Source organism: Siccibacter colletis (assembly GCF_000696575.1).
GTDB lineage: Bacteria > Pseudomonadota > Gammaproteobacteria > Enterobacterales > Enterobacteriaceae > Siccibacter > Siccibacter colletis.
In genome coordinates, this window is the sequence record NZ_JMSQ01000011.1 from 14928 (window position 1) to 27291 (window position 12364).

A 12364-nucleotide genomic window follows, 5' to 3' on the forward strand; every position below is an offset into this window, starting at 1 on the left:
AACTACCATGAGTACATATCAGGGCACGCCTGTGGTCACCAGCATGCAGGTTATTCCGGTCGCCGGTTACGACAGCATGCTGATGAACCTGAGCGGGGCGCACGCGCCGTTCTTCACCCGTAACATCGTGATTATTACCGATAACGCCGGCCATACCGGCGTGGGTGAAATCCCCGGCGGCGAAAAGATCCGTCAGACGCTGGAGGATGCTGCCGCGCTGGTGGTGGGGAAAACGCTGGGTGAATATAAAAACGTACTGACGGCAGTACGCGCGGCCTTCGCCGACCGTGACGCAGGCGGACGTGGATTACAGACCTTCGATCTGCGCACCACCATTCATGTGGTCACCGGCATTGAAGCCGCGATGCTCGATCTGCTCGGCCAGCACCTGGGCGTGAACGTCGCTTCCCTGCTGGGCGACGGGCAACAGCGCAGCGAAGTGGAGATGCTTGGCTACCTGTTCTTCATTGGCGATCGCACCCGCACGCCGCTGCCGTACCAGAGCCAGCCTGACGAGCGCTGCGACTGGTATCGGATTCGCCATGACGAGGCGATGACCCCGGATGCCGTGGTGCGCCTGGCGGAAGCGGCTTATGAGAAGTATGGCTTCAACGACTTTAAACTGAAGGGCGGCGTGCTGGCTGGCGCTGAAGAAGCGGAGGCGGTAACCGCACTGGCGAAGCGCTTCCCGCAGGCGCGTGTTACCCTCGATCCGAACGGAGCCTGGTCGCTTAACGAAGCGATTTCGCTTGGCAAGCAGCTGCGTGGCGTCCTCGCTTATGCAGAAGATCCGTGTGGGGCAGAACAGGGCTATTCGGGCCGCGAAGTGATGGCGGAGTTCCGCCGCGCGACCGGGCTGCCGACCGCCACTAACATGATCGCCACCGACTGGCGTCAGATGGGCCATACCCTGTCGCTGCAGTCCGTTGACATCCCGCTGGCAGACCCGCACTTCTGGACCATGCAGGGCTCGGTGCGCGTGGCGCAGATGTGCCATGACTTCGGCCTGACCTGGGGTTCACACTCTAACAACCACTTTGATATTTCGCTGGCGATGTTCACCCACGTTGCGGCAGCCGCGCCGGGGACGATCACCGCCATCGACACCCACTGGATCTGGCAGGAGGGCAACCAGCGTCTGACGAAGCAACCGTTTGAGATCAAAGGCGGGATGGTACAGGTGCCGACTACGCCGGGACTGGGGGTTGAGCTGGATATGGACCAGGTGATGAAAGCCCACGAGCTGTACCAGAAGCATGGTCTCGGCGCGCGCGACGACGCACTGTCTATGCAATACCTGATCCCCGACTGGACCTTCGATAACAAGCGCCCCTGCATGGTGCGCTAACGTCTGAGTAATATCGCAGGGCGGGCACGCGTCGCGCACCCGCCTTTTTATCCGACACTTATTTTAATTATCAGCACCCGTAGGGCGGGTAAGCGTAGCGCACCCGCCTTTTTTATCACCGCGTTATTCTGTATTCCGCAATATCGCCTGCGCCTCGCGGGTCACGTTATCCATCTCATCAAGCAGCTCCAGCAGCTCTGGCTCCAGATCCTCCGGTGCCACGCCGGTACGCAGCTGCTGCTCGATGAAATGGCAGATCTGCTTCAGGCGCGGCACCCCGCTGTAGCCGCAGCTGCCGTGCAGTTTGTGCACGATATCCACCAGCGGCTCGGTCGCGTTGCCATCCAGCTGCGTCTCAATGCGCTCGCGCACTTCCGGCAGGAAATCAACCAGCATCCCCAGCATGTCGCGCGCCAGGGTTGGCTTATTCGCGGACTGACGCAGCGCCAGCGCCCAGTCGAAGCTGCACGCTTTCTCCTGCGGCACAGGGGCAGGCGGCACCACGGCCGCCGGCGGGTTGATCAGATTACCCGGCTGATAGCGCAGCAGCAGGCTGCGCAACTTGTCTTCTTCAATCGGCTTCGCCAGATAGTCATTCATCCCGGCATTGAGCAGCTTCTCTTTCTGCCCGGCCATCGCGTGGGCGGTCACCGCAATCATCGGGGTGTGGGCATGATGCGGTAGCTTGCGAATCAGCTCGCAGGCGCGAATGCCGTCCATACCCGGCATCTGAATATCCATCAGGATCAGATCGAAAAGCCTGGTGCGCGCGTTATCCAGCGCCTGCGGGCCGCTTTCACACAGCACCACCTGCTCAACGTGATCCTCCAGCAGCGCGCCGATAAGTTTCAGGTTGGCGGGATTATCATCCACCGCCATGACGGTCATCGGCAGCTGCTGCTTATCCGCGCTCTCAAGGGGCGAGGCAATACGTTTGCGGCAGTGATCGATCAGCAGCGGCATCAGGCGCGTGGAGGTGATGGGTTTCAGCAGACAGCCGGCTGCACCGCCGTGCTTAAGATCCTCGGCGTTTACCTGCATGTGACAGGGCAGCGCCAGCAGCAGGCAGTCGGTCATGGCTGCCGCTTTTTTGAAGCGCTCTTTTTGCAGCCCCATCTCTTCGCGCTGCGTCACTGGCACGGCCATCAGCAGCATGTCGTAATGCTCATCCGCTAACCCGGAGAAGGTCGGGCTGAAAATCACCTTCAGCGGCGTCGCCGCGAGCATATCCAGCGTGCTTTGCGCCGCTGCAACGTTTGACTCAACGTAGGCGATACGCTTCCCCTCAAGGCAATCTTTAGCGTGCCCGTCGATAATCACGTTCGGATTGAGATCGAGGTTGATGTTGAACCAGAAGGTGGAGCCGCGATTCGGCTGGCTGTGGAAGGAGACGTCGCCGCCCATTTCGTTCACCAGCTTCTGGGTGATCACCAGCCCCAGCCCGGTACCGCCGTGACGGCGCGAAATACTGGCATCTGCCTGGCGAAACGCCTGGAACAGCCGGGACTGATCGCGCTCGGGAATGCCGATACCGGTGTCGCGGATCTGCACCTCCAGCTGCACTTTGTTATTGCTGATGGAGCGCTGCTCTACCAGCACATCAATGTTGCCGCTTTCGGTAAACTTAATGGCGTTCCCTACCAGGTTGGTGATGATCTGCTGCAGGCGCAACGGATCGCCAATCACGTTGTCCGGCACATCGTTTTTGATGTTCAGCGTCAGCTCAAGTCCCTTGTCGTGGGCCGAATGCGCCAGCAGCGTGACAACTTCATCCAGCGAGCCGCGCAGCGGGAACGGAATGCTTTCCAGGATCAGCTTGCCCGCTTCCAGCTTCGAGAAGTCCAGCACGTCATTGATGATGGCCAGCAGGTTATTCGCCGAGCGCTCGATGGTCAGCAGGTAATCGCGCTGGGTCGGATTGAGATCGGTTTTCAGCATCAGGCGGGTAAAGCCGATCACGCCGTTGAGCGGGGTGCGCAGCTCGTGCGACATATTGGCCAGGAATTCAGATTTAATGCGCGCCGCTTCCTGGGCTTTCTTCTTCGCCAGATCCAGCTCGACGTTCTGGATCTCCATCTGCTCCAGGGTTTCCCGCAAATCGGAGGTGGACTGGTCGATATTGTGCTGCATCTCCTCGTGATAGGCGGCAAGCGACATCGCCATTGAGTTGATGCCGTTTTTCAGCATGTCCAGCTCGCCGAGTACGAAGCCCTCCACCCGGCTGTCAAGCTGCCCGCGGCGGATACGGTCAACGGTATTCACCATATTACGAATAGGGCCAATGACGTCGCGCATCAGCCGCCAGGCGAAGCCGAGCGCCACTGCGATGCAGAACAGCATCATCATTGACGAGGTAAATATCTCTTTATACTGCTGCAGGCGTACCGACTTAAGATCGAGCTCCAGCGCCACGTAACCGAGGGTGTTGTTATTGATTTTGGCCGCGGTTATCGCCGATTCATCGGGGGAATAGCGTTCGGAGATGATAGGCGTGTGCAGGATCAGCCGATCGCCGGCGCGCGTTACCGTTAACTGTTGGGGGATATCCTGGCCCGGCGGCAGACGCAGCTCGGCGGGGTTCAGGTGAAAATTTGAGGTGACGAAAAGGTTATTCTGGCTGTCATAGACGGAGATTGCCCGCACGATATCGGAGTGCCGACGGTGCAGCACGCTAATCAACTGGCGGATCGATTCACGATTCTGCAGATTCATACCGTATTCGCTCGACACCGCCAGCGGCTCGATGATGCTGGCCCCTGCGTCCTCCAGCTGCTGCTGAAGGTCGTTATAGCGGTGCACCACAAAGAAAATACTCAGCATCAACCCGATCAGGACCGTGGGCGCCAGTATTAAAATCATCATGCGTGCCCGAAGGCTGTAGTTGGTCATGGGGTTCCGTTATGGGACAATCAGCAACATTCAGATTATTTAAGACATTAACGCAATGGCGCAATTTTATTCAGCAAAACGTCGCAATACTACGCGCGATATCATTACGGTCACCGCAGACGATCTCGACCCGTTTGGCCAGGGCGTGGCTCGTCATCAGGGTAAAGCGCTGTTTATTGCCGGGCTGCTGCCCGGGGAAACGGCTGAGGTGACCCTGACCGAGGAAAAGCGTCAGTTTGCTCATGCACGCGTCAAAAAGCGTCTTACCCACAGCCCCGAGCGCGTCACACCGGCATGCCCGCACTTCAACGTGTGCGGCGGCTGCCAGCAGCAGCACGTCAGCGAGACGCTTCAGCAGTCCAGTAAAGCGCGGGCGCTTGCCCGCATGATGCACCAGCCGGTTGATGAGATTATTTCAGGCCCGACATGGGGTTACCGACGCCGGGCGCGGCTCGGGTTGAATTTTGCGCCACGTAAGCAAAGTTTACAAATGGGTTTTCGCATGGCGGGATCGAACGATCTGGTGGATGTGCATCACTGCCCCATTCTGGCGCCCCGTCTTGAAGCACTGCTTCCGGCGCTGCGTGACTGCCTGAGCGATTTACACGCGGTACGGCGACTCGGCCATGTTGAACTTGTGCTGGCGGATAATGGTCCACTCATCGTGTTACGTCATCTGGCCCCGCTGAGCGAGGCCGATCGCGAAAAACTGGAACGCTTTTCGCATTCCGAACAGCTTTCCCTGTTTCTGGCCGCGGAAAGCGACAAAATAGCCCAGCTTAACGGCGATGCTCCCTGGTATGAATCAGACGGACTACGCTTATCCTTCAGCCCGCGCGATTTTATCCAGGTCAACGACGCGGTGAATCAGCAGATGGTGGCCCGGGCCATCGACTGGCTGGCGGTGAACGCGCAGGATCGCGTGCTGGATCTGTTCTGCGGCATGGGCAACTTTACCCTGCCGCTCGCCCGGCGCGCGCAGGAAGTGGTCGGCGTCGAAGGCGTGGCTGCGCTGGTGGAGAAAGGCCGTGAGAATGCAGCCCGGAATGGGCTGCAGAATGTGACCTTCTGGCACGAAAATCTGGAAGAGGACGTCACGCGCCAGCCGTGGGCGGCAGCAGGATTCAACAAAGTGTTGCTGGACCCGGCCCGTGCCGGCGCGCCTGGCGTTATGCAGCATATTTTACGTCTGGCTCCGGAAAAAGTGGTGTATGTCTCGTGTAACCCAACGACCCTCGCCCGGGACAGCGACGCGCTGCGGGCGGGGGGATACCAGATTACGCGGCTGGCGATGCTGGACATGTTCCCGCACACTGGGCATCTTGAGTCGATGGCGTTATTCGAAAAAGCGTAACGGCATGGTCGGTACGCCGGTGAGACAGCAGGAAAGGGGCGGATGCGTGATTCCGCCTTGTGGTTGAGGTTTGCCGATGCGGGTAAACCTGTAGTCCCGAAAGGAGAGGACAATGGTTGCGGTAAGAAGTGCACATCTGAGTCAGGCAGGCGAATTCGATCATGAAAAATGGATCGCAACGCTCGGTATTTCAAGCCCGCAGACGTGCGAATACTTAGCCGAAACCTGGGTCTATTGTGAACAGCAAACCCAGGGGCATCAGCACGCTGAATTGCTGCTCTGGCGCGGCGTAGAAATGGTTGAGATCCTGTCCATGCTCAGTATGGACTGCGACACGCTGCGTGCTGCTCTGCTCTTCCCGCTGGCCGATGCCGCTGTGGTAACCGAAGACGAGCTGGTGGAACGGGTCGGCAAGGAAGTGGTCAGCCTGATCCACGGCGTGCGCGACATGGACGCGATCCGCCAGCTTAAAGCCACCCACACCGATGCCGTTTCCTCGGATCAGGTGGATAACGTCCGCCGTATGCTGCTGGCGATGGTGGATGATTTCCGCTGCGTGGTCATTAAACTTGCCGAGCGAATTGCCCACCTGCGCGAAGTGAAAGACGCGCCGGAAGATGAGCGCGTGCTGGCGGCAAAAGAGTGCACCAACATCTATGCGCCGCTGGCGAACCGTCTTGGCATCGGCCAGCTCAAATGGGAGCTGGAGGACTACTGCTTCCGTTATCTTCACCCTGCTGAATACAAGCGCATTGCGAAGCTGCTGCACGAGCGGCGCATCGATCGCGAACACTATATTGATGAGTTTGTCGGCCAGCTGCGCCGCACCATCAAAGAAGAGGGCGTGAAGGCCGAAGTGTACGGCCGCCCGAAGCACATCTACAGCATTTGGCGCAAAATGCAGAAGAAGCATCTGGCCTTCGATGAGCTGTTTGACGTGCGCGCGGTGCGTATCGTTGCCGAGCGTCTGCAGGACTGTTACGCGGCGCTGGGCATCGTCCACACGCTGTTCCGCCACCTGCCAGACGAGTTCGACGATTACGTCGCGAACCCGAAGCCGAACGGCTATCAGTCCATTCATACCGTGGTGCTGGGGCCGGACGGCAAAACCGTTGAGATTCAGATCCGTACTAAACAGATGCACGAAGACGCCGAGCTGGGCGTCGCCGCACACTGGAAGTATAAAGAGGGCGCGCAGCGTAGCGGCAGCACCGGACATGAAGATCGCATCGCCTGGCTGCGTAAGCTGATCGCCTGGCAGGAAGAGATGTCCGACTCCGGCGAAATGCTCGATGAAGTGCGCAGCCAGGTGTTCGACGACCGGGTTTACGTGTTTACCCCGAAAGGGGATGTGGTGGATCTTCCCGCCGGCTCCACGCCGCTCGACTTTGCCTATCACATTCACAGCGATGTGGGGCACCGCTGCATTGGCGCTAAAATCGGCGGGCGCATCGTGCCCTTTACCTATCAGCTGCAGATGGGCGATCAGATCGAAATCATCACCCAGAAACAGCCTAACCCGAGCCGCGACTGGCTTAACCCGAACCTCGGTTATGTCACGACCAGCCGCGGGCGCTCAAAGATCCACGCCTGGTTCCGTAAGCAGGATCGCGATAAGAACATCATCGCCGGACGGCAGATCCTTGACGACGAGCTGGCGCACCTCGGCATCAGCCTGAAGGAAGCGGAAAAACATCTGCTGCCGCGTTACAACTTCAATGAAATTGATGAGCTGCTGGCGGCCATCGGCGGGGGCGATATTCGTCTCAACCAGATGGTGAATTTCCTGCAGTCGCAGTTCAACAAGCCGAGCGCTGCCGAGCAGGACGCCGCAGCGCTGCGTCAGCTGAAGCAAAAAACCTACGCGCCGCAGGGGCGCAGCAAGGATAACGGTCGCGTGGTGGTGGAGGGCGTCGGGAACCTGATGCACCACATTGCGCGCTGCTGCCAGCCGATACCTGGCGACGACATCGTCGGCTTTATCACCCAGGGGCGCGGTATCTCCATTCACCGCGCCGACTGCGACCAGCTGGTTGATCTGCAGTCCCACGCGCCGGAGCGTATCGTTGATGCCGTGTGGGGCGAAAGCTACTCCGCTGGCTATTCGCTGGTGGTGCGCGTGACCGCCAACGACCGCAGCGGCCTGCTGCGCGACATCACCACCATTCTGGCTAATGAAAAGGTTAACGTGCTCGGCGTCACCAGCCGCTCCGACACGCGCCAGCAGCTCGCGACTATCGATATGGACATTGAGATCTATAACCAGCAGGTGCTGGGCCGGGTCCTGGGTAAACTCAATCAGGTACCGGATGTGATCGACGCGCGCCGCCTGCACGGCGGATAATCTCTCTCGACCATCACTCTTCCGCCCTCTCCACTGAGGGGGCTGGAGCGCGATTGCGCGCTCCGTCAGCGAAACAGCAAGGACTTCACATGACGCAAATTGACCGCCTGCTCTCTATCATGATCCGCCTGCGCGACCCGCAAACCGGTTGCCCCTGGGACAAAGAGCAAACTTACGCCACTATCGCGCCTTATACCCTTGAAGAGACTTATGAGGTGCTGGATGCCATTGCGCGCGAAGACTTTGACGATCTGCGCGGCGAGCTGGGCGATCTGCTGTTCCAGGTGGTGTTTTATGCCCAGATGGCCCAGGAGGAAGGGCGTTTCAACTTTGATGATATTTGTGCCGCCATCAGCGACAAGCTGGAGCGCCGGCATCCCCACATATTTGGCGATGCTACTGCGCAAAACAGCACCGAAGTGCTGGCGCGCTGGGAGCAGATCAAAAGCGATGAGCGGGCGGAGAAAGCCCAGCACTCTGCGCTGGACGATATTCCCGAAAGCCTGCCAGCGCTGATGCGCGCCCACAAGATCCAGAAGCGCTGCTCGGCGGTAGGGTTTGACTGGAACTCCATCGGACCGGTGCTGGATAAAGTGCATGAAGAGATCGATGAAGTGATGCACGAAGCGCAGCAGGCAGTAATCGACGAAGCAAAACTGGAAGAGGAGATCGGCGATCTGCTGTTCGCCACGGTGAACCTTTCGCGCCACCTTGGAGCAAAAGCGGAAACGGCGCTGCAAAAAGCCAACCGCAAGTTTGAGCGCCGCTTCCGACAGGTTGAAAGCATCATTGCCGCGCAAGGGCTGGCAATGGATGAGGCAACGCTTGAACAGATGGAAGCCGCCTGGCAGCAGGTTAAACAGCAGGAATATGATATTTAAGGCGTTTTTGCGCTGAAACCGGTTTGCGGCTAAAACTTAAATGACAAGCGGTTGATTTACGTCAAAAACATTTTTATCCAGGCGGCTATTTTCATGAGCCTCAGGAGCGCAGCGGCAGTGATGTAAGCGTGCCAGGCGGGCCATTAGGGCGTTAACAGCGCGATAACGGCATGAATAATAATGGTCGGGGAGAGGCGGGCGGCGGAAAATACCGCGTAACGCCAGCATAGTCTGCCCGGTCGCGGACGAAGGAAAGTTTGTGGCGCCCAGGCTGTTCGGGTATACTACTTTCCCGTCCTGGTTATCCACCGTCTTTTAAACCTAACTTCTCAGGTTCAGCATGACAACGAACTATATTTTTGTGACCGGCGGGGTCGTATCCTCTCTGGGTAAAGGCATTGCCGCAGCCTCCCTCGCAGCCATTCTTGAAGCCCGTGGCCTCAACGTGACCATCATGAAACTCGATCCGTATATTAACGTCGATCCGGGTACCATGAGTCCTATTCAGCACGGGGAAGTGTTCGTTACTGAAGACGGCGCTGAAACCGATCTTGACCTCGGTCACTACGAGCGTTTCATCCGCACCAAAATGAGCCGCCGCAACAACTTCACCACCGGCCGTATCTACTCTGATGTACTGCGTAAAGAGCGCCGTGGCGACTACCTGGGCGCGACCGTTCAGGTTATTCCGCACATCACTAATGCCATCAAAGAGCGCATCATTGAAGGTGGCGAAGGCCACGACGTGGTGCTGGTGGAAATCGGCGGTACCGTTGGCGACATCGAATCTCTGCCATTCCTGGAAGCTATTCGTCAGATGGCGGTAGAAGTGGGTCGTGAGCGCACCCTCTACATGCACCTGACTCTGGTGCCGTACATGGCGGCAGCCGGTGAAGTTAAAACCAAACCGACCCAGCACTCTGTTAAAGAACTGCTCTCTATCGGTATCCAGCCTGATATTCTGATTTGCCGCTCCGATCGTGCCGTTCCGGCCAACGAACGCGCCAAGATTGCGTTGTTCTGTAACGTGCCTGAAAAAGCGGTTATTTCACTGAAAGACGTTGATTCTATTTATAAGATCCCAGGGATGTTGAAATCTCAGGGGCTGGACGATTATATTTGTAAACGATTCAGCCTGAACTGCGCCGAAGCAAATCTGGCAGAATGGGAACAGGTGATTTACGAAGAAGCCAATCCGTCAGGTGAAGTCACCATCGGGATGGTCGGTAAATACATCGAGCTGCCGGATGCGTACAAATCCGTTATCGAAGCGCTGAAGCACGGCGGGCTGAAAAACCGTCTGACCGTCAACATCAAGCTTATCGATTCCCAGGATGTGGAAACGCGCGGCGTAGAAGTACTGAAAGATTTAGACGCCATTCTTATCCCGGGCGGCTTCGGCTACCGTGGGGTTGAAGGTAAAGTGGCGACCGCACGCTATGCGCGCGAGAACAATATTCCCTACCTTGGCATCTGCCTGGGTATGCAGGTTGCGCTGATGGAGTTTGCACGTAACGTCGCGGGTATGGCTGACGCCAACTCAACGGAATTTGTGCCAGACTGTAAATACCCGGTCGTGGCGCTTATCACCGAATGGCGTGATGAGAACGGCAACGTTGAAGTACGTACCGAGAAGAGCGATCTCGGCGGCACCATGCGTCTTGGCGCGCAGCAGTGCCAGCTGTCCGATGAGAGCCGCGTACGTCAGCTGTACGGCACGCCGACTATTGTCGAGCGCCACCGTCACCGCTACGAAGTTAACAATATGCTACTGAAGCAAATTGAAGCAGCAGGTCTGCATGTTGCAGGCCGTTCCGGTGATGATCAGCTGGTTGAGATCATCGAGGTTCCGAACCATCCGTGGTTTGTTGCCTGTCAGTTCCACCCGGAATTTACTTCCACCCCGCGTGATGGGCATCCGCTGTTTGCCGGCTTTGTTAAAGCCGCAAGCGAGTACCAGAAGCGTCAGGCGAAGTAACAAGCAGTTATAACGGCAACGCGGCGTTTACGCCGATACCCATCACGCTGTAGCAGGCTTCATCGATCGCCAATATTCCCGGTCAGTGAACAAAAGCCGCTACAGCGTGTCAGTTAAGGAAGCGCGTTGTTTGTCTGGAGTTTTAGTTTAACTTGCTAGAGGAAAACCCAATGTCCAAGATCGTTAAAGTCATCGGTCGTGAAATCATCGACTCCCGTGGTAACCCGACTGTTGAAGCGGAAGTTCACCTGGAAGGCGGTTTTGTTGGTATGGCTGCTGCTCCGTCAGGTGCTTCTACTGGTTCCCGCGAAGCGCTGGAACTGCGTGATGGCGACAAATCCCGTTTTCTGGGTAAAGGCGTAACCAAAGCTGTTGGCGCGGTTAACGGCCCGATTGCTCAGGCTATCCTTGGCAAAGACGCCAAAGATCAGGCTGGCATCGATAAGATCATGATCGACCTCGACGGTACTGAGAACAAATCTAACTTCGGTGCAAACGCCATCCTGGCCGTTTCCCTGGCGAACGCCAAAGCAGCAGCTGCTTCTAAAGGCCAGCCGCTGTATGAGCACATCGCTGAGCTGAACGGCACGCCGGGCAAATTCTCCATGCCTCTGCCGATGATGAACATCATCAACGGCGGCGAGCACGCAGACAACAACGTTGATATCCAGGAATTCATGATTCAGCCGGTTGGCGCGAAAACCGTGAAAGAAGCCATCCGTATGGGTTCTGAAGTTTTCCATAACCTGGCAAAAGTTTTGAAGTCTAAAGGCATGAACACCGCTGTAGGTGACGAAGGCGGCTACGCGCCGAACCTGGGTTCCAACGCTGAAGCGCTGGCTGTTATCGCGGAAGCGGTAAAAGCAGCAGGCTACGAACTGGGCAAAGACATCACCCTGGCGATGGACTGCGCAGCGTCTGAATTCTACAAAGACGGCAAATACGTGCTGGCTGGCGAAGGCAACAAAGCCTTCACCTCTGAAGAGTTCACCCACTTCCTGGAAGACCTGACCAAACAGTACCCGATCGTCTCCATCGAAGATGGCCTGGACGAATCTGACTGGGACGGTTTTGCTTACCAGACCAAAGTACTGGGCGACAAAATCCAGCTGGTTGGTGACGACCTGTTCGTAACCAACACTAAGATCCTGAAAGAAGGTATCGACAAAGGCATCGCTAACTCCATCCTGATCAAATTCAACCAGATCGGTTCTCTGACCGAAACCCTGGCTGCAATCAAGATGGCGAAAGATGCGGGCTACACTGCCGTTATCTCTCACCGCTCTGGCGAAACTGAAGACGCTACCATTGCCGACCTGGCTGTGGGTACCGCTGCAGGCCAGATCAAAACCGGTTCCATGAGCCGTTCTGACCGCGTTGCGAAATACAACCAGCTGATTCGTATCGAAGAAGCGCTGGGCGACCGTGCACCGTTCAACGGCCTGCGCGAAGTGAAAGGTCAGTAATTTTACTGCCGCTTCACGTAGAAAAACCCGCTTCGGCGGGTTTTTTTATGGGCGAAACGTAGCCATCTTCTCAATCTTTAGTTACGCAAAGGTGGAAAGTTGCG

7 protein-coding genes are annotated in these 12364 nt (G+C 57.3%); 6 read left to right on the plus strand and 1 reads right to left on the minus strand.

What is annotated here, in order from left to right; genetic code table 11:
* The first annotated feature begins 7 nt into the window (after positions 1–7).
* Complete coding sequence (gene gudD, locus ET34_RS0113350) at positions 8–1348, plus strand: glucarate dehydratase (RefSeq protein WP_031522851.1); 1341 nt, start codon at positions 8–10, stop codon at positions 1346–1348.
* A gap of 123 nt (positions 1349–1471) precedes the next feature.
* Here the strand turns inward: gudD and barA are convergent, their stop codons facing one another.
* Positions 1472–4237: a two-component sensor histidine kinase BarA gene (gene barA / locus ET34_RS0113355; RefSeq protein ID WP_031522853.1), complete on the minus strand. Its 2766-nt coding sequence runs from the start codon at positions 4235–4237 to the stop codon at positions 1472–1474.
* Positions 4238–4292: 55 nt separating this feature from the next.
* On the opposite strand from barA, the gene rlmD reads away from it, so the two are divergent.
* The 5 genes from rlmD to eno all read left to right on the plus strand — a co-directional run bounded on the left by rlmD (position 4293) and on the right by eno (position 12260).
* Positions 4293–5591, plus strand: coding sequence for a 23S rRNA (uracil(1939)-C(5))-methyltransferase RlmD (gene rlmD, locus ET34_RS0113360; RefSeq protein WP_031522855.1), 1299 nt, complete (start codon positions 4293–4295; stop codon positions 5589–5591).
* 112 nt (positions 5592–5703) lie between these two features.
* The gene (relA, locus tag ET34_RS0113365) at positions 5704–7935 is read left to right on the plus strand and encodes a GTP diphosphokinase (protein WP_031522857.1); all 2232 of its coding nucleotides are present in this window, start codon (positions 5704–5706) and stop codon (positions 7933–7935) included.
* Between the two features lie 89 nt (positions 7936–8024).
* Positions 8025–8816 carry a nucleoside triphosphate pyrophosphohydrolase gene (gene mazG, locus ET34_RS0113370; protein ID WP_031522858.1) on the plus strand — a complete coding sequence of 264 codons (792 nt, stop codon included), beginning with the start codon at positions 8025–8027 and terminating at the stop codon, positions 8814–8816.
* Between the two features lie 340 nt (positions 8817–9156).
* Complete coding sequence (gene pyrG / locus ET34_RS0113375; RefSeq protein ID WP_031522860.1) at positions 9157–10794, plus strand: glutamine hydrolyzing CTP synthase; 1638 nt, start codon at positions 9157–9159, stop codon at positions 10792–10794.
* A gap of 170 nt (positions 10795–10964) precedes the next feature.
* Positions 10965–12260 (plus strand): phosphopyruvate hydratase, encoded by a 1296-nt coding sequence (gene eno, locus ET34_RS0113380; RefSeq protein ID WP_031522861.1) that lies wholly within the window; start codon positions 10965–10967, stop codon positions 12258–12260.
* Positions 12261–12364: the final 104 nt, after the last annotated feature.

Coding starts and splice junctions, on each gene's coding strand:
- relA (WP_031522857.1), top strand. CDS start 5,704: ATGGTTGCGGTAAGAAGTGCACATCTGAGTCAGGCAGGCGAATTCGAT.
- gudD (WP_031522851.1), top strand. CDS start 8: ATGAGTACATATCAGGGCACGCCTGTGGTCACCAGCATGCAGGTTATT.
- mazG (WP_031522858.1), top strand. CDS start 8,025: ATGACGCAAATTGACCGCCTGCTCTCTATCATGATCCGCCTGCGCGAC.
- rlmD (WP_031522855.1), top strand. CDS start 4,293: ATGGCGCAATTTTATTCAGCAAAACGTCGCAATACTACGCGCGATATC.
- eno (WP_031522861.1), top strand. CDS start 10,965: ATGTCCAAGATCGTTAAAGTCATCGGTCGTGAAATCATCGACTCCCGT.
- pyrG (WP_031522860.1), top strand. CDS start 9,157: ATGACAACGAACTATATTTTTGTGACCGGCGGGGTCGTATCCTCTCTG.
- barA (WP_031522853.1), bottom strand. CDS start 4,237: ATGACCAACTACAGCCTTCGGGCACGCATGATGATTTTAATACTGGCG.